Origin of the sequence: Streptomyces sp. NPDC020875 (genome assembly GCF_040641415.1) — a bacterium.
Lineage (GTDB): Bacteria > Actinomycetota > Actinomycetes > Streptomycetales > Streptomycetaceae > Streptomyces.
Map to the genome: position 1 here is coordinate 1 of NZ_JBFADP010000079.1, position 21,456 is coordinate 21,456.

Annotated in this window: 22 protein-coding genes and 1 pseudogene; 9 read left to right on the forward strand and 14 right to left on the reverse strand. The window is 72.8% G+C overall.

The window, feature by feature from the left end:
- Positions 1 to 144: 144 nt before the first annotated feature.
- Positions 145 to 801: pseudogene (locus AB0G74_RS31420) on the reverse strand (DUF305 domain-containing protein); the annotation flags it as partial.
- An 89-nt stretch (positions 802 to 890) separates the two neighbouring features.
- A complete protein-coding gene (locus tag AB0G74_RS31425; RefSeq protein WP_361153228.1) occupies positions 891 to 1,364 on the reverse strand; it encodes a hypothetical protein in 474 nt (157 codons plus the stop codon).
- A gap of 144 nt (positions 1,365 to 1,508) precedes the next feature.
- On the opposite strand from AB0G74_RS31425, the gene AB0G74_RS31430 reads away from it, so the two are divergent.
- Genes AB0G74_RS31430 through AB0G74_RS31440 form a run of 3 tightly spaced genes read left to right on the forward strand, consistent with a single transcriptional unit; the run spans position 1,509 to position 3,405 of the window.
- Complete coding sequence (locus tag AB0G74_RS31430; protein WP_361153231.1) at positions 1,509 to 2,054, forward strand: hypothetical protein; 546 nt, start codon at positions 1,509 to 1,511, stop codon at positions 2,052 to 2,054.
- A gap of 38 nt (positions 2,055 to 2,092) precedes the next feature.
- On the forward strand, positions 2,093 to 2,461 hold the full coding sequence (locus AB0G74_RS31435; protein WP_358827966.1) for a BlaI/MecI/CopY family transcriptional regulator: 369 nt from the start codon (positions 2,093 to 2,095) through the stop codon (positions 2,459 to 2,461).
- Positions 2,458 to 3,405: a M56 family metallopeptidase gene (locus tag AB0G74_RS31440; RefSeq protein WP_361153234.1), complete on the forward strand. Its 948-nt coding sequence runs from the start codon at positions 2,458 to 2,460 to the stop codon at positions 3,403 to 3,405. Before AB0G74_RS31435 ends, AB0G74_RS31440 begins: the two co-directional genes overlap by 4 nt.
- A 468-nt stretch (positions 3,406 to 3,873) precedes the next feature.
- Here the strand turns inward: AB0G74_RS31440 and AB0G74_RS31445 are convergent, their stop codons facing one another.
- Together AB0G74_RS31445 and AB0G74_RS31450 are read right to left on the reverse strand one after the other, a co-directional pair.
- Positions 3,874 to 4,515, reverse strand: a complete 642-nt coding sequence (locus tag AB0G74_RS31445; protein ID WP_361153237.1) for a CatB-related O-acetyltransferase — start codon at positions 4,513 to 4,515, stop codon at positions 3,874 to 3,876.
- A gap of 338 nt (positions 4,516 to 4,853) precedes the next feature.
- Positions 4,854 to 5,297 carry an ATP-binding protein gene (locus AB0G74_RS31450; protein WP_361153240.1) on the reverse strand — a complete coding sequence of 148 codons (444 nt, stop codon included), beginning with the start codon at positions 5,295 to 5,297 and terminating at the stop codon, positions 4,854 to 4,856.
- Between the two features lie 345 nt (positions 5,298 to 5,642).
- Between AB0G74_RS31450 and AB0G74_RS31455 the strand changes: the two genes are divergently transcribed.
- From AB0G74_RS31455 to AB0G74_RS31465, 3 genes are all read left to right on the forward strand, one after another.
- Positions 5,643 to 6,512 carry a helix-turn-helix transcriptional regulator gene (locus AB0G74_RS31455; protein WP_361153243.1) on the forward strand — a complete coding sequence of 290 codons (870 nt, stop codon included), beginning with the start codon at positions 5,643 to 5,645 and terminating at the stop codon, positions 6,510 to 6,512.
- Positions 6,509 to 6,739, forward strand: coding sequence for a DUF397 domain-containing protein (locus AB0G74_RS31460; protein ID WP_361153245.1), 231 nt, complete (start codon positions 6,509 to 6,511; stop codon positions 6,737 to 6,739). Before AB0G74_RS31455 ends, AB0G74_RS31460 begins: the two co-directional genes overlap by 4 nt.
- Before the next feature lie 232 nt (positions 6,740 to 6,971).
- On the forward strand, positions 6,972 to 7,775 hold the full coding sequence (locus tag AB0G74_RS31465) for an SAM-dependent methyltransferase (RefSeq protein WP_361153247.1): 804 nt from the start codon (positions 6,972 to 6,974) through the stop codon (positions 7,773 to 7,775).
- Positions 7,776 to 7,839: 64 nt separating this feature from the next.
- Here the strand turns inward: AB0G74_RS31465 and AB0G74_RS31470 are convergent, their stop codons facing one another.
- The gene (locus AB0G74_RS31470) at positions 7,840 to 8,523 is read right to left on the reverse strand and encodes an HAD family phosphatase (RefSeq protein ID WP_361153250.1); all 684 of its coding nucleotides are present in this window, start codon (positions 8,521 to 8,523) and stop codon (positions 7,840 to 7,842) included.
- 179 nt (positions 8,524 to 8,702) lie between these two features.
- Here AB0G74_RS31470 and AB0G74_RS31475 point away from each other — a divergent pair, with 179 nt between their 5' ends.
- Positions 8,703 to 9,764: a lactonase family protein gene (locus AB0G74_RS31475; RefSeq protein WP_361153253.1), complete on the forward strand. Its 1,062-nt coding sequence runs from the start codon at positions 8,703 to 8,705 to the stop codon at positions 9,762 to 9,764.
- A 104-nt stretch (positions 9,765 to 9,868) separates the two neighbouring features.
- On the opposite strand, the gene AB0G74_RS31480 is transcribed toward AB0G74_RS31475, so the two are convergent.
- The 5 genes from AB0G74_RS31480 to AB0G74_RS31500 all read right to left on the reverse strand — a co-directional run bounded on the left by AB0G74_RS31480 (position 9,869) and on the right by AB0G74_RS31500 (position 15,235).
- A complete protein-coding gene (locus tag AB0G74_RS31480; protein ID WP_361153255.1) occupies positions 9,869 to 10,912 on the reverse strand; it encodes a hypothetical protein in 1,044 nt (347 codons plus the stop codon).
- 379 nt (positions 10,913 to 11,291) lie between these two features.
- The gene (locus AB0G74_RS31485; protein WP_361153258.1) at positions 11,292 to 12,335 is read right to left on the reverse strand and encodes a BadF/BadG/BcrA/BcrD ATPase family protein; all 1,044 of its coding nucleotides are present in this window, start codon (positions 12,333 to 12,335) and stop codon (positions 11,292 to 11,294) included.
- Positions 12,332 to 13,012, reverse strand: coding sequence for a uracil-DNA glycosylase (locus AB0G74_RS31490; protein WP_361153259.1), 681 nt, complete (start codon positions 13,010 to 13,012; stop codon positions 12,332 to 12,334). The genes AB0G74_RS31485 and AB0G74_RS31490 overlap by 4 nt, the downstream gene beginning before the upstream one ends.
- Before the next feature lie 124 nt (positions 13,013 to 13,136).
- Positions 13,137 to 14,222 (reverse strand): exo-alpha-sialidase, encoded by a 1,086-nt coding sequence (locus AB0G74_RS31495; RefSeq protein WP_361153262.1) that lies wholly within the window; start codon positions 14,220 to 14,222, stop codon positions 13,137 to 13,139.
- A gap of 275 nt (positions 14,223 to 14,497) precedes the next feature.
- Complete coding sequence (locus tag AB0G74_RS31500) at positions 14,498 to 15,235, reverse strand: DUF305 domain-containing protein (RefSeq protein ID WP_361153264.1); 738 nt, start codon at positions 15,233 to 15,235, stop codon at positions 14,498 to 14,500.
- A gap of 244 nt (positions 15,236 to 15,479) precedes the next feature.
- Between AB0G74_RS31500 and AB0G74_RS31505 the strand changes: the two genes are divergently transcribed.
- A complete protein-coding gene (locus AB0G74_RS31505; RefSeq protein WP_361153292.1) occupies positions 15,480 to 16,940 on the forward strand; it encodes a hypothetical protein in 1,461 nt (486 codons plus the stop codon).
- 84 nt (positions 16,941 to 17,024) lie between these two features.
- Here the strand turns inward: AB0G74_RS31505 and AB0G74_RS31510 are convergent, their stop codons facing one another.
- The 3 genes from AB0G74_RS31510 to AB0G74_RS31520 all read right to left on the reverse strand — a co-directional run bounded on the left by AB0G74_RS31510 (position 17,025) and on the right by AB0G74_RS31520 (position 19,630).
- Entirely contained in the window at positions 17,025 to 17,645 is a 621-nt protein-coding gene (locus tag AB0G74_RS31510) for a helix-turn-helix domain-containing protein (RefSeq protein ID WP_361153267.1), read from the reverse strand.
- Between the two features lie 150 nt (positions 17,646 to 17,795).
- Positions 17,796 to 18,527 (reverse strand): phosphatase PAP2 family protein, encoded by a 732-nt coding sequence (locus AB0G74_RS31515; RefSeq protein ID WP_361153270.1) that lies wholly within the window; start codon positions 18,525 to 18,527, stop codon positions 17,796 to 17,798.
- A gap of 167 nt (positions 18,528 to 18,694) precedes the next feature.
- The gene (locus tag AB0G74_RS31520; protein ID WP_361153273.1) at positions 18,695 to 19,630 is read right to left on the reverse strand and encodes a M56 family metallopeptidase; all 936 of its coding nucleotides are present in this window, start codon (positions 19,628 to 19,630) and stop codon (positions 18,695 to 18,697) included.
- A 247-nt stretch (positions 19,631 to 19,877) separates the two neighbouring features.
- Between AB0G74_RS31520 and AB0G74_RS31525 the strand changes: the two genes are divergently transcribed.
- The gene (locus tag AB0G74_RS31525; protein ID WP_361153275.1) at positions 19,878 to 20,438 is read left to right on the forward strand and encodes a GNAT family N-acetyltransferase; all 561 of its coding nucleotides are present in this window, start codon (positions 19,878 to 19,880) and stop codon (positions 20,436 to 20,438) included.
- A 41-nt stretch (positions 20,439 to 20,479) separates the two neighbouring features.
- Here AB0G74_RS31525 and AB0G74_RS31530 read toward each other — a convergent pair whose 3' ends face one another.
- Positions 20,480 to 21,130: a glycerophosphodiester phosphodiesterase family protein gene (locus tag AB0G74_RS31530; protein WP_361153295.1), complete on the reverse strand. Its 651-nt coding sequence runs from the start codon at positions 21,128 to 21,130 to the stop codon at positions 20,480 to 20,482.
- Positions 21,131 to 21,456: the final 326 nt, after the last annotated feature.

Here is a 21,456-nt window from a genome sequence, read left to right on the forward strand (position 1 = left end):
CTCCGGCGTGCACATGCTGCCGATGGTGCTCGGGCTGCTGATCGCCTCCACCGCGTCCGGCCAGCTCGTCAGCCGTACCGGCCGCTGGAAGGTGTCGACCTCGGCCTGCTGGGTCCGGACGACCTCGGCGGCGAGCTTCTTCGCTGTCGCGTTGCGGCCCTTGGCCCGCTCCTCCTCGGCCATGGTGATGGCGCCCTTGTGGTGCTCGATCATCAGCCGGGCGAACTCACGGTCGAAGTCCGTGCCCTTCGCCGCCTTCAGGGCGGCCATCTGCTCCCCGGTCATCATGCCGTCCATCGCGGCCCCGCCGCCGGAGCCGTGCGAACCGTGGTCGCCGGCCGACTCGGGCTTGTTCCATGCCTTGAGCCAGGCCCGCATCGTGGTGATCTCGGGGTCCTGGGCGGCGGAGATCTCCTTCGCCAGCCGGATGATGTCGCCGTCCTTCGCCCGTCCCTCGGCCAGTGCCGACATCTCCAGCGCCTGCTGGTGGTGGGGGATCATCATCTGCGCGAACATCACATCGGTGTCGTTGAACGCGCCCGGGGCCGGATTGCCGTCCCCGCCGGGCGCCGCGGACGCCGAAGCGGAGGAGTCCTTCTTGCCGTGGTCCATCCCGGCCATGTCGTCGCCGTCGTCGCCGCAGGCGGCGAGCAGCAGCCCCGCCGCGACGACGGCCGAGACGACGGCGGTACGGCGCAGGGCGCGGCGGCGCGGCCCGCGCGGGGCGTCGGCGCCGGTCCCGGTGGTGTCGGTGGTGACGGCGTCCGCCGTGGCGGCGCCGGAGTGTGCGAAGTCCTTCATGTCACAACCTCGTGCTGTGTCTGTGCGATCCGTGGAATCGGTGGTCCGGGGCGCGCGGGCACGCCGGAGCGGCCCGTCGCGGACGGGATCTAGATCCGCAGGATCGACAGAGCGGCGAGGTCGGGGGCGCGGGGCGGCGGGCCCCGGCGGGTGACGACGAGGGCACCGGTACGGAGCCGTACGAGCCAGTCCGGGCGGCGGCCGAGCGCGGCCCGCAGCAGGGCGGCGAGCAGGGCGGTCCCCAGGACGGCGACACAGAGGGCGAGCATGTCCATCGCCGTCCCGGCGCCGGAATCCCCCGGGTCGCCGTGGCCGCCGTGGCCGCCGGACGGGCGGTCCCGCTCCGGGTCGGCGAGCGCCGCGGCCGGTCCGCCGCCGTGTCCGGCCGGGGCGTCCCCGGACGCGGGGGCCGCCACTCCGTAGGCGGGTCCGGGGGCTGCGGCGGGTGCGTCGGTCTCGGGATGGCCCACGGTGTGCATCGCGAAGACGCCTAGCGCGAGCACGAGCAGCAGCAGCGGCGCCCAGGCGCCCGCTGTTCTCCTCGTCCCGCTCGTCCGCACCACTGTGACCTCCGCACCCGACGATACCCAAGGCCGGTCCCCGCTGCTGCCGTACCCCACCCTCTACTAAGCTGCTTCGCGATGCCGGTGAGCGGTGTCCTTGAGTGGTTTTGTCGACTGGTGTCGGCGAGCGGCGGAGGAGTAGCGATGAGCCTGAGGTCCTGGGGCCCGCGGCAGTGGCTGGTGGCGACCGGAGCCGCGGTGCTCGCGGCGGTCCTGATCGGCGTACCGACCGGGGTCGTCCCCTCCGCCTTCTACAGCCGGATGACCCCGGTGCTCTGGTGGAACTATCCGGTCTGGGCCGTCAGCTCCGTCCTGATGGGTCTGCTCGCCGGGACGTACGCGGGCGGCCCCGGCCCGGCCACCGGCCGCGACCGGCCGCGGAGCGCCCGTGCGCTGGCTGCCGGGGTGCTCTCGGTACTCGCCGTCGGCTGTCCGGTCTGCAACAAGCTGGTCGTCCTGGCGCTCGGGATGAGCGGCGCGATGTCCTACTGGGCCCCCGCGCAGCCCGTACTCGCCGTGGCGTCCGTCGCCCTGCTCGCCCACGCCCTGGTGAAGCGGCTGCGCACCGCTTCCGCCTGCCCGGTTCCCACCCCCGCGACCGGGGAGCCGAGCGGACCGGAGGCCGCGGCGGACGGCGGGGCCGGGACGCCGGACCCCGCCGGACCGGCGACTACGATGAGCAGCCACTGAGGGCGGGGGCGTCGAGACCGCCGACGAGAGGAGCGGGCGTGCGACAGCTGGGTGATCTGGAGGCGGAGATCATGGACCGCCTCTGGAACTGGGGGCGTCCGGCCACCGCCCGCGAGGTCCGCGACGATCTCAACCGGAAGCGCCCGATCGCGTACAGCACGGTGAAGACCGTCGCCGACATCCTCTACAACAAGGGCATGCTGGCGCGCGAGAAGGAGGGCCGCGCCTGGGTCTACCGCGCCACCTGCACCCGCCAGCAGTACACGGCGGCCCGGATGCAGGACGCGCTGGACGGCAACCCCGACCCGGCCGGAGTGCTGCTGAGCTTCGTGGAGCAGATCTCCGCCGACGAGGTGCAGGCGCTGCGGTCGGCGCTGCGCGCCGCCAAGCGGCGGAGCGGCTCGTGATCACGGGCGTCGGTCTCGCGGCCTACGCCGTCCTGGTCGGCGCCGCCGTCCCCTACGTCCTCGCCGGGGCCCGCTGGCCCCATCGCGCCCCCACCGCCGGGGTCCTGGCCTGGCAGGGCCTGACGGTCACCTTCGTGGTGGCCGCCGCCCTCGCCGTCTACCACCTGGTCCTCGCCGAACAGCACGTCCACCAGGGCGTCGTGGGCCTCCTCAGCGCCTGCGGCCTCGCCGCCGACGCGCCGCCCGGTGATTCCCCGGCCGGACCCGCCGACGTCGCCCTGCTGATGGCGCCCGCCACCATCGTCCTGCTGCCCCTGGGGTGGCTGGCCGCCACCGCCTGGCGGACGGGCCGGGAGCGGCGGCGGCACGCGGGACTGCTCGCCGTCATCGGAGCCGAGGCCGCCGACTACGAGGCGACCGTCGTCGACCACGACGTACCCGCCGTCTACTGCCTGCCGGGCCGGGAGCGCCGGATCGTCGTCACCCGGGGCGCCCTGGAACGACTCACGGACGAGCAACTGCGCGCCGTACTCGCCCATGAACGGGCCCATATCGAGGGACGGCACCATCTGGTGCGGCTCGCGGCGGAGGCGTTCGCCCGCGCCTTTCCCGGCCTGCCGCTCGCCCGGCGCGCCCGGGAGCAGACCGCCCTGCTGCTGGAGATGATCGCGGACGACCGGGCGCTGCGCGGCCACTCCCGGGACGCGCTGGCCACCGCGATGTGCGAGGTCGCGGCCGGGCGGGCGCCCCGCTCCGCGCTCGGCGCCGGGGGTTCGGGGACTACCCGCGGTTCGGGGAGTACTCGCGGTTCGGGCGGTTCGGGCGCGCTGATCCGGTTGCGCCGTATCCTCACCCCCGAGGCCCGGCCGCGCCGGGTGACCCGGTTCGGCGTGCTGCTCGCCTGTGTCACGGCGCCCTTTCTGCCGCTGCTGGTGGCCTGCTGAGACCGGGACCGCCGCCGGACGGCCGACCCGGTCTCCCGCGTACCGGTTTCCGGTACGCCCCGCTCGTGATCCGCGCGTGGCTGTCCGGACTCGCGTTCGGCGGACCGGCGCCGCAGGGCGCGGTGTACGGGTGAGCGGCCCACCCCGCGGCACCGGCGCCGGGCCCCGCCGATCGCACGGACCGGGTGCGCCCGGAGGCAGGGCGCCGGGCGGCCCCGGCGGAATGCGCGGGGCGCGCACCCGCCGGGGCTCGGCGCACAGCCGCGGGAGCCCTCCCGCTTCCTGTTGGCCGGACACGGGGCAGTGGCGGCCCGGGAGGGCTCCGGGGGCGAGTGCCACCCGGATCATACCGCTAATCAACTTAGCGCTATAGCGGTACGGGTATCCGCTCGGTGCCCTGCTGGCCCCGCTGCCGTGGCGTCGCCCCGGGAACGTCCCGCCCGTGCGGTACGCCCCCGGGGGCTGCCGTCAGGCCCGCGGGGCCACGGCCTCCAGTTCGGCCACGGAGCCCGACATGATGGTTCGGATGTGCTCGGTGATGTGTTCGGCCGGCCAGTTCCACCAGGCCACCGCCAGCAGCCGGGCGGCCTCGGCATCGGGGTACCGGGTCCGGATCAGCCGGGCCGGGTTGCCGCCGACGATGCCGTACGCCGGTACGTCACCCGTCACGACCGCACCGGCGGCGATGATCGCGCCGTGGCCGATCCGCACCCCGGGCATCACGGTCGCGCCGTGGCCGAACCAGACGTCGTTGCCGACGACCGTGTCCCCCCGGCCCGGCAGCCCGGTGAGCAGATCCATGTGCTCGGCCCAGGAGCCGCCCATGGTGGGGAAGGGGAAGGTCGAGGGGCCGTCCATCCGGTGGTTGGCCCCGTTCATCAGGAACCGCGTGCCCGTGGCGAGCGCGCAGAACTTCCCGATGACCAGCTTCTCGGGGCCGTAGTGATAGAGCACGTTCCGGGTCTCGAAGGCGGTCGGGTCGTCCGGATCGTCGTAGTAGGAGTACTCGCCGACCTCGATCAGCGGCGACTTCACCAGGGGCTTGAGCAGTACCACCCGGGGCTGGCCCGGCATGGGGTGGAGGATGGTCGGGTCCGCGGGCGGATTCATGGATTCCTCGCCGGTCTTCGTCGGTGGTCGGTCGGATGCCCGACCATGATCACCCGGCGGTGGCGGCACCGTACACCCGGTTTACGGCGCGCGGTTCACGGCCCGAGGAGGTGCCGTACCCCCGAACCGGCGAAGGTTCGAACACGACATCTCCCCACGGTGTCCCGATATCACCGGGCGTCCGGCGGACGGACTCCGCACGGTGACACGCTTCACCCTCGGTCGTTCCCGGTCCGGCCGCGCATTCGGTCCTCTCCGGTCCGGACACACCACGGGCCGCGGCGGACGACGCCGCCACGGCCCTGTTCCGATCCGGCGCGGCCCCCGGCCGCGCCCTCTCAGTGTGCGGCGACCACCGCCCAGACGACCGACCCGGGACCGTGGGCCCGGCGCCGCATGCCCCAGTCCTTCGACAGGCACTCCACCAGCTGGAGCCCCCGCCCCGACTCGTCGTCGGCCGCCGCACGGCGGGGCCTGACCACCGAGTGCGAACCGCCCCGGTCCTCCACCTCTATCCGCACCGCGCCCTGCTCCAGCCGTACCAGGCACCGGAACTGGATCCCGTTGGTGTGCCGGATCGCGTTGGTCGCCAACTCGCTGATCAGCAAGGTGACCGAATGCCGGACGTCCTCGTCGCAGTGCGTCCGGCTGTCCAGATACGTCTCCGTCAGACGCCGGGCGATGGGGACGGAGCGCTGGTCCGCCGGGAGGTCGAACAAACACGTACTGACGGTGCTGTCGTCCGGCTGACGCCGGGGAGGGATGTCGGCGGCGATCGTCACGGGCAGTCCTATCGGTGGGGGCACGCCCGGCCCGTGCGGCGACCAGCTGGAACGGGCGGGCGCCGGGTGCCGTCGTCGCGGTGTCTTCGCGCGCACTCGCGAAGGGAGCAGGGGACCGCTCGGAGCCCGACCCCGGCCGTGGTCGAGGACAGGGGCGTCGCCGCGCCTCGTGCCCGGCGGCCGGTCTGCCGCGTGAGCCGAGTCACTGCGCCAACTATGGACCGGGTCACGAAAGTTGGCAAGAACACTCTGCACGGTGCACTGTCGTGTGGGTGTCCTGTGCAGGCTCTTGAGGGCATGGCACACTGCACCGAAAGATCCCGGCTTTCGGAAGGGGCCAGTGGCGTGAGTGAGCCGAGATCAGCGCCCACGGTGCTCCAGATGGTGCTCGGCAGACGGCTGCTGCAACTGCGCCAGGCGGCGGGCCTCTCGGCCCAGGACGTGGGCGGGCGGCTGCGCCAGTCCCACACCACGATCACCCGCATGGAGCGGGCCGAGGTCACTCTGAAGTGGCTGACGGTCAAGGCTCTCCTGGAGCTGTACGGGGTCAGGGACGCCGAGGCGGCCGAGTTCCTGGAGCTGACCGAGAAGGCCAATGTCTCCGGCTGGTGGCAGGGCTACCGGGACGTTCTGCCCAGTTGGTTCGGCGTCCATGTCAGCCTGGAGAGCGGCGCCAGCCGGATCCGGTCCTACGAGCCCCATGTCGTCCCCGGGCTCTTCCAGACCCCGGAGTACGCGCGCTGCGTCCTCAGCCTCGGACTGCCGCGCCCGGCGCCCGAGGTGGTCGAGCGCCAGATCGCGCTCCGCCGGGAGCGGCAGGCCCTGCTGACCCGGACCGACCCGGAGCCCCCGCACTTCTGGGCGGTGGTCGATGAAACGGTTCTGCGCCGTCCTGTCGGGCCCTCCTCGATCATGCGGGACCAGGTCGAGCATCTGCTCGCGGTGGCCGATCTGCCCTCCGTGACCCTCCAGATCGCGCCGTTCTCCGCCGGACTGCACCCCGGGGGCTTCGGACCGTTCTGCGTCTTCAGGTTCGAGATCCCCGAACTCCCGGACGTCGTCGGCATCGACAGCCTCAGCCGCGCGACGTACAGCGAAGACCCCGTCGAGGTCGCCCTGTACCGGGAAGCGCTCGACCAGATGAGCACATACGCACTGTCGAGAAAGGACACCCTGCGCCTCCTCGACGTCATTCGCAAGGAGCTGGACCCATGAGCCACGTCAGCCACGCCGACCTCACGCTGGGAGCCACGGCCTGGACCAAGCCCTGGAGCGGCAGCAACGGCGGCAACTGCGTGGAGGTGAAGCAACTGGGCAACGGACACGTCGCGGTCCGGCACTCGCAGCACCCCGACGGACCGGCCCTGATCTTCACCGCGCACGACATCGCCGAAGTGGTCCGGGGCGCCAAGACCGGTGAGGCGGACTTCCTGCTCTCCTGACCGGACGACAGCCCCGCCCCGGTGGAACCGACGGGAGCGGCCGGCCGGGCGCGGCACCGCCGCGTCCGGGACCGGCCGCCGGTGACACCGGGCCGACCACACACCGGACATCCGGGTGACTCGTGCCGCGTCACCCGGATCGCACGACCACACCCCCGGGCGCGCCGACATTCCAGCGCACGGGCGTGAGCACGAGTACGCGTACGGGAACGACCAACGGAGGACCCTCACCATGACCGACCCCGGGGACGGCGCCGTCGTCATCGACACCGCCAAGGCCCACTCGGCCCGCATCTACGACTACATCCTCGGCGGCAAGGACCACTACCCGGTCGACGCCGAAGCCGCCCAGCAGGTACTGAAGCTGCTCCCCGGCGGCCGGCAGGCCGCCCACGGCAACCGGGGCTTCATGCGCCGCGCCGCCCGGCTGCTGGCCCGCCAAGGCATCCGGCAGTTCCTCGACATCGGTACCGGCATCCCCACCCGCCCCAACCTCCACCAGGTGGTCCAGGAGATCGTCCCGGACGCCCGGATCGCGTACGTCGACTACGACCCCGTCGTCCTGCGCCACGCCGAGGCCCTGCTGCGCGGTACGCCCGCCGGACGGACCGAGTACATCCAGGCCGACGTCCGCGAACCGGCGAAGGTGCTGGCCGGGGCGCGCGAGGTACTGGACTTCCGCGAGCCGGTCGCCCTCTCCCTGATCGCCCTGCTCCACTTCGTCGGCGACGACTCCGACCCCCGGGCCCTCCTGCGGACCCTGCTGGAGCCGCTGGCCCCGGGCAGCGCGCTGATGCTCTCGCACGGGACGCCGGACTTCGACCCGGAGACCATCGCGGGCGTCGAACGCATCTACCGGGCCAACGGGATGGTCCTCCGGATGCGGACCCGGGACGAGATCGCCGCCCTGGTCGACGGCCTCGAACTGCTCGACCCCGGACTGGTGGCGCTGGAGGACTGGGACCTGGAACCCGAGGCCGACGCGGTCGACACCCGGGGGACCCCGGTCTACGTCTGCGTGGCGGTCAAGCGCTGACCCGATCGTCACGGGCGCGCGGTGCGGTACGCCCGGGTCCGGCCTCACGGGCGCGGGCGCGGCCTCAGCCGTCGAAAAGCCAGTCGTACGCGGCCCGGGCGCTGAAGTCCTCCTGCCCGCCCGGGTAGAGCAGATCCACCGCCGCGAACGCCGGATCGTCCGCCGTCGCCGCCACGTACGGGACCGCGATACAGCGCATCCCGGCCGCCCGGGCGGCGGCGGCGCCGGGCGGCGCGTCCTCCAGGACGACACAGTCGCCGGGTGCCGCGCCCAGCCGCCGGGCCGCCTCCAGGAAGACGTCCGGCGCGGGCTTGCCGAGCGGGACCTCCTCGGCCGAGACGACCGTGGGGAAGAACCGGTCCAGGCCGGTGCCCTCCAGCACCGCCGCGATCATGGCGGGTGAGGAGCCCGAGGCCACCGCCATCGGCACCCCGCGCGTGTAGAGCAGCTCCACGAACGCCCTCATCTGCGGGAAGACTGCCGTCGACGTCCGGGCCAGCTCAAGATAGTGCCGGTTCTTGCCCGTCAGCAGCTCGTCCACGGGGGCCGTGATCCGGTACTCCGAGCGCAGCTCCGTCAGCGTCTCGCGGGTGCCGATCCCGATGAAGTCGGTATGCCGCTCCCAGCCGAAGTCCGCGACGCCGTACTCCGCGAGCAGTCTGCGCCCGGCCTCGTAGTAATTGGGCTCGCTGTCCACCAGCGTGCCGTCGAGATCGAAGAGGACCGCCGGGGTACGGGGATGGCTCATGGGCCCCAGCATGCCAGGGACCGCCGGACCGGACCCGATCACCCCCTCCGTCTCACCAGCCCCACTTGCCACAAGAGACGGCACATACAGACACTTGGTCTAGACCGCTGCTACCGTCTGCCCCGGAATTCGACGTTCATTCGCCGGTCGGCGGATCACACAGAGCGGGAGGAATCGCCGTGGGCGACAGCAGGGCCGGACGGGCGTTCATCGGATCCTTCACCTCGGCGGGCGGCGGAGGCGTCGTCGCCGTCTCCGTCGACGCGGAGACCGGTGCGCTGACCCGGACCGGGGCCGGTGACGCCGTCGCCGACCCGTCCTACCTCGCCCTCGGCGAACAGGACGGAACGCCGGTGCTGTACGCCGTCTCCGAGACCGCCGAGGGCGCCGTCGCCGCCTTCGACGTCCGGGGCCCCGAGCCCCGGCCGCTCGGCGCCCGGGTACCCGTCTGCGGCGCCGGACCCACGCATCTGGCCGTCGTCGGCGGACATCTGCTGACCGCGAACTACGGCTCCGGCAGCGTCAGCGTGCTCCCGATCGGCGACGACGGGATGCCCGGCGCGGTGACCGGCGTACTCCAGTACGAGGGCTCCGGGCCCGACCCCGACCGTCAGCGGGGCCCCCACGCCCATCAGGTCGTACCGGACCCCTCCGGCCGCTGGGTCCTCGGCGTCGACCTCGGTACGGACACCGTCCGGATCGCCGTACTCGACCCGGGAGCGGGCGAACTCGTACCGCACCACGAAGCCGCCCTGCGGCCCGGTACGGGCCCCCGCCACCTGGCGTTCCACCCGGCGGGCAGCCATGCCTACGTCCTCAACGAACTGGTCTCCACCCTCACCGTCTGCCGCTGGGACGCGGAGACCGGGATCCTCGAACCGGTCGGCGAGGCCGCCGTCCTGCCCGAGGACGCGGCAGGCCCCTCGTACCCCTCCGAGGTTGTCGTCGCCCCCGCGGGGGACCGGCTCTGGGTCGCCAACCGGGGGCACGACAGCATCTCCGTCCTCACCCTCGGACCCGACCGCGAGCGGGTCGAACTGGTCACCACCGTGCCCTGCGGCGGCCACTGGCCGCGCGATCTGGTCCTCGACCCCGGCGGACGACGGCTCTACGCCGCCAACGAGCGCTCCGGCGACGTCACCTGGTTCGATCTGGACCCGGAGACGGGAGTGCCGCGGCGGGCGGGCTCCCTGCCCGCCCCCGCGGCCTCGTGTGTCGTCTTCGCCCCCGCCGGAACCTGAAACCGGTCCCGGCTCCTCGTACGAGCGGCCGGGCCCGCCCGGGCCGCTCGCGGGACCGGTGACCGGGCGTCCGGTCCCCCGGTCGCCCGCGTCCCGCCCCCGGCTCAGCGGACGGGCGTGCCCTGCGGCTGGGGGGTGATGCCGAGCGTCCCCGTGTACTGCGACAGCACCAGCTTGCCGATCGCCGGATAGGCGCCCAGCACCTCGGCGGCGGGAGCGCCGGACTCCTTGACGGCCGCGTCCAGCAGACCTTCGGGCAGCTCGGGGCCGATGAGATACGGCGCCAGCGCCAGCTGCGTCGAACCGGAGCCCCGCAGCTGATCGGCGACCGCGGCGACCGAACCCTCCTGGTCGAGCGCGGCGGCCATCACGGGCACCGCGAGCCGGGCGGCCAGCAGCATGCCGGTGATCCCGGCGGCCCTGACCGCCTCCTCGCCGCCCACGGTAGCCAGCACGATGCCGTCGGCGGCCGTCGCCACGGTGAACAGCCGGGCGCGGTCGGCCCGGGCGAGCCCCGCCTCCGAGAGCCGTACGTGCACCGCCTCGGCCAGCAGCGGGTGCGGGCCGAGCACATCGGCCACCTCGACCTGGGCGGCGCTGTCCGCGACCGCCCGGTGGATCCGCTCCATCAGCAGGGCGTCCGGCCCGGCCAGCAGCGGCACCACGACGGCCGCCGGGCCCTCGGGCTCGGCCACTTCGCGGCCCGCCGCGCGCGCGAACTCGTACCGCTCGGTACGGAGCGCCGAGATCCGGGCGAGGACGCTCTCCAGATTCGGCCCGCCGACACTGCCGGCCGGATCGGCCTGAGCCTCGCCCACGCTGTCGGGGGCGCTCTCACCGGCGATGTCCGCCGCCTCGGGGGTGTACTCGGCCGGGCCCTCGTCCACCGGCGCGCGAGGCGCCTCGGGAGCGTCACCGTCGAGGTAGCCGATACCGACGTCGAGGCCCGGGAGTTCCGAACGGGCGATGCTTATGATCTCTTCGGCCAGACCCCTGACCAGGGGTGTGGGCGCGCCGGGAACGGCGAGAACCAGCGCGGGCGCGCCCTCGGGAGCCGCCACGGGCTCCGGGCGGCGGTGCCGACCGGACTGGCGGGGACGCGGCATTCGTACAGGCAGGCCGGGGGCGGGCCCGGTGGGGGAGCTCATGGCGCCGAATGCTACTGGTTTTACCCCCGAGGCTGTTCGGGGAGGGGGCATCACACGTCATCTGTCCGTATTTATCCGATGAGTTTGACGGGGATGTCCGTGGTGCCTGCTCTGTCACCGCACCGGGGTCCGGGCAACGGAGCGCCGCTGGTCCGGGGAGAGCGGCGCGCGGCCGGCGAGCCGGATCCCGTACCGGAACATCCCCGCGAACGCGGGGAATTCTCCCTCCGCGCCATCGGCGACAAGGCAGAGCCCGGAATATCCTGCACATCCGGAACATCCCCGCGCCTGCGGGGAATCCGCGATCGCGAAGCCCGAGGGCATGGGCGACGACGGAACATCCCCGCGTCCGCGGGGGAAACCGGCCCGGCCCCCGCCGTTACCGGGTTCCCGCCGGTTCCCGGCCGGTGGCGGGCCGAGGGCCGTCGCCGGTCAGGAACAGCATCGTCGGGTCCGGTGGCAGCCGTAGCGAATCCGTGGCCAGGGCCGATGCGATGAGCAGGGCTCCGGACAAGGGGTCTCCCGAGGGCGGGACCACACGGGCGTACGGAAGGCGGGCCGTCAGTTCCCCGCGGAGCGGTACGAGCAGGGGGTCGCCGATCCCGAACAGGCCACCGGTCAGGGCGATCTCCGCGCCCCCCGCCGACTCCTCGGGACAGACCGCCTCCGCCGCGTCGGCGATATGGCGGGCCGCCTCCCTCAGGACGCCGTCCGCCACGGTGTCGCCCTCCGCCGCGAGGCGGGCCACCTCCGGGGCGAAGGACGCCAGGACCGCCGGGCGGTCGGAGCGGGGATAGAGCTGCCCCGGCAACCCCGTGACCGGACCGAACACCCGCTCCGCCGCCGCCAGCAGCGCCGGTGAGCCGCCGCGTCTGCCGTCGTGGGCGCGGAAGGCCGCCGCCAGGCCCTCGCGGCCGACCCACGCCCCGCCGCCGTAGTCGCCCAGCAGATGGCCCCAGCCGTCGGCCCGGCGCCAGGCCGTCAGATCCGTACCGGTCGCGATCATTCCGGTGCCCGCGGCGACCACCGTGCCGGGGCGCTGGCCGAGGGCGCCCGCGTAGGCGGTCACCGCGTCGGCGGCCAGCGCCAGCCGTCGTACCCCCAGGGCGTCGGCGAGCGCGGCGGGCAGTTCGGCCCGCAACCGTCCGCCCAGGGTGCCCATCCCGGCCGCGCCGACCGCCAGCGCCGCCACCGGCCCGGCACCACCCGGACCGGTACGGTCCCGGGCCTCGCGGACCATCGGCAGCAACTGCTCCAGCAGATGCCCGGCGTCGATACCCGCGTCCCCGGTGCGCACCGGGGTGCGGGAGACCACCGTCTCGGCCGGTCCCGGCCCGTCCGCCGAGGTCCTGGCGAGGGCGACCCGGAGCCCCGAGCCGCCGGAGTCCACCCCGACGACGAGATCCCCGGGCCCCGGGGTCACGGCAGCCGCCACTCGACGGGCCGCGCCCCCTGCTCCGCCAACAGCTCATTGGCCCGGCTGAACGGGCGGGAGCCGAAGAAGCCCCGGTCCGCCGACATCGGCGACGGATGCGCCGACTCGATCGCGGGCAGCGGGCCGAGCAACGGCCGCAGATTCCGCGCGTCCCGGCCCCACAGGATGGAGACCAGCGGCTTGCCCCGCTCGACCAGGGCACGGATCGCCTGCTCCGTGACCTCCTCCCAGCCCTTGCCCCGGTGCGCGGCGGGCTTGCGCGGAGCGGTGGTCAGCGACCGGTTGAGCAGCAGCACGCCCTGGTCGGCCCAGGGCGTCAGATCGCCGTTGGAGGGCCGGGGATGCCCGAGGTCCTTGTGCATCTCCCAGAAGATGTTGTCCAGGCTCTTGGGTACGGGCTGCACATCGGGTGCCACGGAGAAGCTGAGCCCCACCGCGTGCCCGGGGGTGGGATAGGGGTCCTGACCCACGATCAGGACGCGTACGTCGTCGAAGGGCTGCTGGAAGGCGCGGAGCACATGCGCCCCCGCCGGGAGGTACGTCCGCCCCTGGGCGACTTCCGTCCGAAGGAAGTCCCCCATTTCGGCGATGCGTCCCGCCACCGGCTCCAGGGCCTTGGCCCACCCCGGTTCGACAATTTCGTTCAAAGGCCGTCGTGCAGTCACGGTTCGTCACTCTACTGGTCGAATCACGGCTGTCCCCATGTTCTGTACCGATCTCCACGAGGCCCGCGACAGCCGTTCCGCCGGGCCCGTGGCCGCTCGTCTCCGGTGCGCGCCCGGATCGTCCTCAGTTCACGACCGCCGCCCTCACACAGAGCACGTCCGGCAGATGGGCGGCGATCTGCCGCCAGCTGTCGCCGTCGTCGGCGCTCGCGTACAACTCGCCGTTCCGGTTGCCGAAGTACACCCCGGCCGGGTCGGCGTCGTCGGTCCGCAGGGCGTCCCGGAGTACGGTCCCGAAGTGGTCCCCTTCGGGCAGCCCGGCCGACAGGCCCTCCCAGCCGGCGCCCGCGTCCGAGGTCCGGAAGACCCGGCAGCGACGGTCCGCCGGGACCCGGTCGCTGTCCGCGGTGATGGGGAAGACATAGGCGGTGTCGGGCCGGTGCGGATGGGCGGCGACGGCGAAACCGAAGTCGGACGGCAGCCCCGCCCCGATGTCCGTCCAGTGACCGCCCGCGTCGTCGCTGCGGTAGACGCCCCAGTGGTTCTGGAGATAGAGCCGGTCGAGATCGCCCGCGTCCTGGGCGATCTTGTGCACGCACTGGCCGAACTCGGGGTGCGGATCGGGCAGGAAGACCGCCGACACCCCGTCGTTCGACGGGTCCCAGCTCGCCCCGCCGTCCCGGGATCTGAAGACCCCGGCCGTCGAGACCGCGACCGTCACCGCCGCCGGGTCGCGGCGGTCGGTGACGACCGTGTGCACCGCCTCCCCGCCGCCGCCGGGCTCCCAGCGCGACCGGGTCGGATGCTCCCACAGGGGGCGGACCAGCTCGAAGCTCTCCCCCCGGTCCACCGAGCGGAACAGGGCCGCGGGCTCGGTCCCCGCGTACACCACCGAGGGGTCGCCGCCGGTGGCCGGATGGAGCTGCCACACCCGTTCCAGCGATGCCCCGGTGTCCTGGGGGAACGCCACCGCGGGCCGGTCCGGCTCCACCCAGCTCGCGCCCAGGTCGTCGGAGTGGAAGACCGACGGACCCCAGTGCGCGCTGTCGCAGCCCGCCAGCAGTCTCGGTACGGGACCACGGGTGTCGATCGCCGCCGCGTACACCGCCTGGGCCGGGAAGAACGGCCCTGACAGCTCCCACCGGCCGCCCCGGCGGCGGCCCGTGAACAGCCCCTTCCGTGTTCCCACGACCAGCAGCACCTCGGACATGCCCGCTCCTCCCGACGCCTTCGTCATGGATACGGGCCAGTGTGCACCCAGCCACTGACAGCGGCCTCCGCAGCGGCGTCACCGCAGGTCAAGCCGGGGGTGATCGAGAGTGTGCCGACCCGCCCCGCGAGTGCCGCGCCCCGCCCGTACGGGTGGCCCGGGGATGCTCCCGGACCCGGAGGGCGCCTCCGGGTCACGCCGCCACCCCCCTCGCCCTCCGCCGCAGGGCAGGGCGGCCGTCGTCCCCTCCGGGCCCGGCCGCCGCCCGCGCCGGATCACATCTTCCGCATCCGGCCGATCTCCGCCGACTGCTGTGAGATGACGTCATTGGCCATCTCCTGGATCAGGGTGTTCCGCCCGTCCGAGAGCGCCTCGGCCGCCATCGTCACCGCACCGTCGTGGTGAGTGATCATCAGCTTGAGGAACAGCTCGTCGAAGGCCGCCCCCTTCGCCGCCTTCAACTGCGCCAGCTGGGCGTCGGTGGCCATCCCCGGCATACCGTCGGCGGTGTCGTGCCCGCCGTGCCCGCCGCCGTGTCCGCCGTCCTTCGGCCTCTGCGCGGCGAACCGCTTCAACCAGCTCTCCATCGCCGCGATCTCCGGCTTCTGCGCGGCGGATATCCGCTCGGACAACCGCTTGACCTGCGTGGACGAGGCGCGGTCCGGGACCAGGGCGGTCATCGTCAGCGCCTGGGCGTGATGCTCGATCATCATCTCCGCATAGCTGAAGTCGGCGGAGTTCGGGCTGTCGTCGGGCAGCGCCTTCACGGCCTGCTCGGGCGTCAGGGTCTTCGCGGGTTCGCCCGGTTTGCCCGGAGCGACCACGGAGCCCGTCGCGGTGACCGAGGGGGAGGCGACCGGCGCGGAGTCCGCCTTCTTGCCGTGGTGTTCGGATCCGCCGTGGCCGTCCGAACCGCCGGACTCACAGGCGCTGAGGGCGAGCGCGCCGACCAGGGCGGCCAGGGCCAGGGCGGCGGATCTGCGGATACGCGCTGCCGGGCGGTGGTTCAACACGGGGACCTCCTGGGGGCACTTGGGGACGAGGGGGGCCGTTTCGAACAGTTCCCCGGGTTAATGATCAAAAACTTTCGTGACGGGTGTGTTGCCATCTATTGAAATGCGCATGCTAGGCACAATACTTCCGTGGTGTGTGAACCGTTCGATCCGAACGGAGACGAGGGAGGACGCAGTGACCCTGTTCCGCACCGCGCGCGTACGGCGCAGACGTCTGGGCGTGGCGGCAGCCGCGGCCGGGCTGATGGCCGCGCTGCTGACGGCGGCACCCGCCGCCGCCACACCGGACCCCGGGGACGCCCCGGTCAAGAAGGAGGCCACCAACAGCCAGGAGGCCGAGGCCCGTGCCGCCATCGCCGGCGGCGAGATACCCGGCGTGGACGAGATCGTCCACAGCGCCAACGTCCAGCATCTGGCGAACATCCCGAAGGACACCCTCCGGGGTACCAACTCGGACCTCGCCTTCCAGGGCAAGTACGTCTTCGCGGGCAACTACGACGGCTTCACCGTCTACGACATCTCCAACCCGCGTTCCCCGAAGACCGTCTCGCAGGTGTTGTGTCCCGGCAGCCAGAACGACATCTCCGTCGAGGGCAACCTGCTCTTCCTGTCCACCGACTCGTCCCGCAGCGACAACTCCTGCAGCAGCAAGTCGCAGTCGGCCACGGTCAAGGACTCGTGGGAGGGCGTGAAGATCTTCGACATCAGCGACAAGCGCAACCCGAAGTACGTCGCCGCCGTCGAGACCGCCTGCGGCTCCCACACCCACACCCTGGTCCCGGAGCGCCGCAACATCTACGTGTACGTCTCCTCGTACTCGCCGAACGCGGCCTTCCCCGACTGCCAGCCGCCGCATGACGGCATCTCCATCATCAAGGTGCCCCGCAAGGCGCCCGAGCAGGCGAAGGTCATCGGCTTCCCAGTGCTCTTCCCCGGCAGCGGCCCCGACGGCGGCGGCAACCCCGGTGGTCCGACCAACCCGGGCGTCTCCAAGACGACCGGCTGCCACGACATCACCGTGCTCCCGTCGAAGGACCTGGCGGCCGGTGCCTGCATGGGTGACGGTATCCTCTTCTCCATCAAGGATCCGGAGAAGCCCAAGGTCATCGATCAGGTCCAGGACAATGTGAACTTCGCGTTCTGGCACTCGGCGACCTTCAACCAGGACACCGACAAGGTCGTCTTCACCGACGAGCTGGGCGGCGGCGGCGCCGCCACCTGCAACGCGGAGATCGGTCCCGACCGGGGTGCCAACGGCATCTACGACCTCGTCGGCAAGGGCGACAAGCGCAAGCTGGTCTTCCGCAGCTACTACAAGATCCCGCGGCACCAGGCCGCCACCGAGAACTGCGTGGCCCACAACGGGTCCGTCATCCCGGTGAAGGGCCGCGACATCATGGTCCAGTCCTGGTACCAGGGCGGTGTCTCCTTCTGGGACTTCACCGACTCGTCGAAGCCGAAGGAGATCGGCTACTTCGAGCGCGGACCGCTCTCCGTCGACACCCTGGTCGGCGGCGGCACCTGGTCGGCGTACTACTACAACGGATACGTCTACTCGAACGACATGGCGAAGGGCCTGGACGTCCTGAAGATCAACGACAGGCGGACCGACCCGGCGAAGAAGGTGCGACTGCACGAGCTGAACGTCCAGACGCAGCCGGACTACTTCGACCGCCACGACGACGATGACGACGATGACGACTGACAAACCCTGACGGACGATCCCCGCGGACGACCGTAGTCTCCGGCCGGAGGCCATGACACGGTACGGACCCGGCGATCACAAAGGTCAGGGGGTGTCCCGCCGGGGCGGCAACGCACCCGGCGGGACACCGAGTTCCCACTCCAGCCCGTACCGCTGGAACAGCTCGGACCGCAGCAACTCGGGCGCCATCGGCGCGCCCGGCAGCACGATCGCGAAGACCGCGCCCATCAGCTGGGCCCGCAGCAGCGGATAGTCGGCGGCCGGCGCCGCCGACCCGTACCGCTCCACCGCGCCCCGCAGCAGCGCCGCCAGCCGCTGCTGCTCGGGACACTGGACGAACCCCTCCGCCTGCAGCACCCCGGACATATGCGCCCGCATCAGTACCGGCCGGTGCACCGCCAGGCCGATGACGGCGTCGATGGCCCGCGCCAGCAGCTCGCGCCCGTCGTCCGTCCGGGGCTCCCGGCGCAGCGCCTCGTCCAGCGTGCGGTGCATCAGACGGTGCACGGCCGACTGGAGGAGCTGGTGCTTGCCCGGGAAGTAGTACGAGACCAGACCGCGGGCCGCGCCCGCCCGGTCCGCGATATCGGCCAGTGTCGTGGTCTCGTACCCCCGCTCGCCGACCAGGTCGACCGTGGCCTGGAGGAGCCGCTCGCGCGAACGCCTGCGCAGTTCTTCATTGACCGATGCGCTCCGGGGGCTCATCCTGGACTCCTGCGTTGACTGGCTTCCGGCCAATATACTCAGCGCAACCCCTCGTCCGGCCGTCAGGCCGGTCACGGCGGGAGCGGGGGCCGGACCGGGCGACGCGGGGGATCGCCCGGCCCGGCCGCCGCGGTCACCGCGATACCGGTATCACGTCCGTCCGAGGTCCTCCGGAGACCCGAGCCGCCGCTCGATCCAGGGACAGGCCGCGGTCGCGAGCAGCGCCCAGCCCACCCCCATCAGCCAGCCGCCGAGTACGTCGCTGGGCCAGTGCACCCCGAGATAGAGCCGGGTCAGGCCCACCCCGACGACGGAGACCGCGACCACGGTCACGACGACCGCCCAGGCCCGGCCCCGCGTCCCGTACCGGCGCAGCAGCCACGCCAGCACCACCAGGACCACGGCGGCCGTCATGGCGTGACCGGAGGGATAGGACGCGTAGTGCGCCGAGTCGACGGGGTCGGGCCAGACCGGCCGGTCCCGGTCCACCGCCGCCTTGACCGACTGCTGGAGCACGGTGCCGAGACCGACGGTGGCCGCCAGCCAGAGCGCGACCGCCCACGCGCGGCGCCAACAGAGCCAGGCCACGACCACGGCGGTCAGCAGCCGCATCGTCCAGGGGTCCCAGACCCAGTCGGTGAGGATGCGATTGGCGTGGACGAGACCGGGTTCGGTGACGGCCCGTCGGTGCAGCGACTCGGCCACCGACCGGTCGAAGTCGATCAACGGCGACCAGGCGGCGGCGACCGGCCACAGCACCAGCGCCGAGAGTGCGAGCAGAACGAGCCCGGCTCGGGCGGCGCCGCCGAACCGTGGTGGTTCGGGCGGACGGGACAGGACCGAAGGGCCGGGGCCGGGGGGAGCGGTTCCGGGGGAAGGCATGGTGGTGATCTTCCCGGTAGGAGCCGACCACTGCCATCCCGTCGTACGGAATTCGTCACACCGGTCCCCGACTCGGCCGGTACGCCACCCGGGCGGCGCGTCCGCGCCCCTGCCGCCGACCGGTCCGCCGAAATGGCGGGAATGGCGGGAATGGCGGGAAAGGGGCGTCAGCTCAGGGCGCGCAGGGCGGGGACGAAGGCCACCAGGACCGGGACGACCGGCACGAGCGCGGCGGCGGCCGTCAGGCGGAGCCGCCGGACGGGGGCCAGCCGGGGCGTCGCCGCCAGCAGCCGGTTCACCCGCTGGGGGAGATGGTCGTGCTGCGGCGGGCAGGGCCCGAACACTCCGCGTTCCTCGTTCAGTTCCACCAGGGCCAGGGCGATCGTGAGCCGTCCGAACCGCTTGGAGGCCATGTCGTCGGCCGACAGCTCCACCAGCCGGTGCATCTCGTCCCGGAACGCCGCGAAGACCGGGATCTGCGGAAACCCGGTCGCCAGCGCCCCCGAGACATGCAGCAGCCAGTCGTGCCGGGCCCGGGCGTGGCCCTGCTCGTGCGCCAGTACGGCATCGAGCTGACGGCCCTTCAGCCTGCGCAGCGCGGCGGTGGTGATGACCAGTTGGGGCGCGGCCCCGGGCAGCCACCAGGCGCCGGGCCGGTCGCCCTCCAGCACCACGAGCCGCTCGCCCTCGGTCTCCTCGCCGGGCAGCAGCGGGGACCGTACCTGCAACTCGCGCCGTCGCTGTCGCCGCTGGGCGCGGGCGCCCCGGATCTCCCGGGTCAGCATCGCGGCCGACCAGAGCCCGCCGCAGGCCAGCAGTATCGCGAGTACGGCGGCCCACGGGCCGCCCGTGCCCAGGGCGTACGCCTCCACCACGGCCTGCGGCGCCGGGGCGAAGACCCGCCCCCGGACCAGCTGCCAGGCCGCCGCCGCGCTGAAGGTCATCGAGAGCGTGAACGACAGCAGTACCGCCGCCACCACGCACTGCCACACCCAGAGCGCCACGATGGGTTCCCGCTCCGGCCAGTCGGCCCGCGCCACCAGACGGGGCGCCACGACGGCGGCCAGTGCGCCGAGCGACAGCAGCACGAGGGAGACCAGCATGGGCTCAGCCTATGAGGGCCCGGTGGCCCGGGGATCGTCCCGGACGGCAAAGTGACGCACGCCACGGTCTTCCCGGCCTCTCCCGGCGATCGTCCGGGGATGCCGCCGGGCCCTCGGCACCACCGCCCGGCGGGCGGGCTCCGGGCCGTTCCCGCCCCGTATGCCGCCGGGGCCGTGCCGCGTACGCTGTCCGGCACCCGCGCGACCGGTCCCGGCCGCGGCCGTCGAGACGGGAGAGACCGTTCCCATGAGCACCGCACCGCCGCGCACCCCCGGTGATCTGACCTTCCGGGACGCCCGGCCGTCCGACGTCCCCGAACTGGCCGCGCTGATCCAGGCCGCGTACCGCGGCGGCGACGGGGTGGAGCGGGGCTGGACCACCGAGGCGGACATCATCGGCGGACAGCGGATCGACGCGGACGGCATCCGGGACGTGATGGCGCGCGACGACAGCCGGCTCGTCACCGTGACCGGCGCGGCGGACGACGGGATCGTCTCCTGCTTCCAGCTCGAACGGCGCGGTGACATCGCCTACTTCGGGCTCTTCGCGGTCCGCCCCGGTCTCCAGGGCGGCGGGGTCGGCCGTGTGGTCATCACCGAGGCTGAGCGGCTGGCGCACCGGGAGTGGGGCGCCGTCGCGATGGAGATGACGGTGATCTCCCTGCGGAACGACCTGATCTCCTGGTACGAGCGGCGCGGCTATCGCCGTACGGGAGAGCTGTCGCCCTTCCCGTACGGCAATGAGCGCTTCGGCCTCCCGCGCCGCCCCGACCTCGTCTTCGAACGGCTGGTCAAGCCCCTCGGCTGAGCGCGGCCTGCGACCCTCGCGGGCCCCGACCGGCGCCTTTTCTAGGCCGTGAACCGGCCGGTGCGGCGGATCTCGGGGAAGTCGGTGGTGACACCGTCGAGTTCGAGTGCGCGGGCCAGCCGGAGCTGGGCCTGGGTGTTGACCACCCAGCCCAGTACCCGCAGACCCTCGGCGTGGGCCCGTTCCGTGGTCTCCAGGGTCAGCCGGCGGATGTCGAGGGCCAGCCAGTGTGCCCCCACCGCCTTGGCCCGGTCCACGATGTCGCCGCCCCAGCGACCGGCGATGAGTACGGTCCGCACCCCCGGCACCAGCGCCGCGATCTCGGCCACCGCGTCGTCGTGGAACGAGGAGACGGTGACCCGCCCGGCCAGATCGCGGCGGAGCAGTACCCCGGCGAGTACCCGGGCCGCCGCCACGTCCTTGATCTCGGCCTGGAGCGGGCTCCGTACCGCGTCGACGACCTCGTCGAAGACCGGTACCCGTTCGCCGTCGCCCGCGTCCAGCTCCCTCAGCTCGGCGAGGGTCTTCTCCGCGACGGGCCCGCGCCCGTCGGTCGTACGGTCCACGTCCGCGTCGTGCATGACCACGAGCGCGCCGTCCTTGCTCAGATGCAGATCCAGCTCGATGGCGTCCATACCGGACTGTTCCGCCCGGATGAAGGAGCGCAGGGTGTTCTCCGGCGCCACGCCCATGACCCCGCGATGACCGATGGTGAGGAACGTCAAGATTCTCTCGCTTCCGTCGACGGCGGATCCCGCGCGGCTGCCCGAGGACGCCGCCCGGCAGGGCGCAGCCTAATGTTCCGTACCCAGGAGGGAACCGTCCGTGCACGGACGAGTGCGGGGGACCGCTCCTGTGGGTGATCACGCCGAGGGAAGTCGCCGTGCCCGGGGTCGTGGGCCGTAAACCTTTCGGTGTTCATGAAGGTGCGCAGGATAATTTCCATAGGGCTCACTTGTCTCGAAGAAGGACCCCTGGATACGGTGTCTTGACGCGAGGTTCTCCCGTGGAGGAAGTG

Bases quoted from the DNA above. Each gene is read 5' to 3' on its own strand.
- AB0G74_RS31430 (WP_361153231.1), top strand. From the start codon at position 1,509: ATGAGCCTGAGGTCCTGGGGCCCGCGGCAGTGGCTGGTGGCGACCGGA.
- AB0G74_RS31445 (WP_361153237.1), bottom strand. From the start codon at position 4,515: ATGAATCCGCCCGCGGACCCGACCATCCTCCACCCCATGCCGGGCCAG.
- AB0G74_RS31460 (WP_361153245.1), top strand. From the start codon at position 6,509: ATGAGCCACGTCAGCCACGCCGACCTCACGCTGGGAGCCACGGCCTGG.
- AB0G74_RS31465 (WP_361153247.1), top strand. From the start codon at position 6,972: ATGACCGACCCCGGGGACGGCGCCGTCGTCATCGACACCGCCAAGGCC.
- AB0G74_RS31470 (WP_361153250.1), bottom strand. From the start codon at position 8,523: ATGAGCCATCCCCGTACCCCGGCGGTCCTCTTCGATCTCGACGGCACG.
- AB0G74_RS31480 (WP_361153255.1), bottom strand. From the start codon at position 10,912: ATGAGCTCCCCCACCGGGCCCGCCCCCGGCCTGCCTGTACGAATGCCG.
- AB0G74_RS31495 (WP_361153262.1), bottom strand. From the start codon at position 14,222: ATGTCCGAGGTGCTGCTGGTCGTGGGAACACGGAAGGGGCTGTTCACG.
- AB0G74_RS31505 (WP_361153292.1), top strand. From the start codon at position 15,480: ATGGCCGCGCTGCTGACGGCGGCACCCGCCGCCGCCACACCGGACCCC.
- AB0G74_RS31510 (WP_361153267.1), bottom strand. From the start codon at position 17,645: ATGAGCCCCCGGAGCGCATCGGTCAATGAAGAACTGCGCAGGCGTTCG.
- AB0G74_RS31515 (WP_361153270.1), bottom strand. From the start codon at position 18,527: ATGCCTTCCCCCGGAACCGCTCCCCCCGGCCCCGGCCCTTCGGTCCTG.
- AB0G74_RS31520 (WP_361153273.1), bottom strand. From the start codon at position 19,630: ATGCTGGTCTCCCTCGTGCTGCTGTCGCTCGGCGCACTGGCCGCCGTC.
- AB0G74_RS31525 (WP_361153275.1), top strand. From the start codon at position 19,878: ATGAGCACCGCACCGCCGCGCACCCCCGGTGATCTGACCTTCCGGGAC.
- AB0G74_RS31530 (WP_361153295.1), bottom strand. From the start codon at position 21,130: ATGGGCGTGGCGCCGGAGAACACCCTGCGCTCCTTCATCCGGGCGGAA.